General features: G+C 49.9%; 1 pseudogene. It reads right to left on the bottom strand.

Annotated elements, in window-relative coordinates:
* Positions 1 to 395 (bottom strand): annotated as a pseudogene (locus AACR09_RS16230) (tandem large repeat); the annotation flags it as partial.

Below are 395 nucleotides of genomic sequence, written 5' to 3'. Positions count from 1 at the left end.
CTCCTTGCATCGTGAAACCTGATACTGCTGCACCCGCAAGCGTCGCTTGAATGGTGTCTCCTTTAACCGCTTTACTGAACGTCAAAGTGACTTCCACAGGATCACCCACTAAGTGATGTGGCTTATCAAACGATGCACTAGTCAACGAAGGCAATGCCTGCTCTAACTCGAACTCACGCTGTTGCTGCGCTTCCATATCAATGCCATCGACTGTACTCGTCCCCGTTACCACTACTTGGTAATTGCCATTTGGCTGACCGCTAAGATTTATCCCACGGCTCGTCCAACTGCCGTTCTGAACCTCAGCATTACCGGTTGCGATAGTTGTTGCTGAAGCGTCTGAGGTTTTGATTTCTACACTCAGGACTTGACCATCAAGACGTTTCGCGGTGCCT

This window comes from Vibrio sp. OPT20 (assembly GCF_963889365.1).
GTDB lineage: Bacteria > Pseudomonadota > Gammaproteobacteria > Enterobacterales > Vibrionaceae > Vibrio > Vibrio splendidus.
The sequence above is the reverse complement of the archived record's forward strand: the minus strand, read 5'-3'. Positions and strand labels throughout refer to the sequence as shown.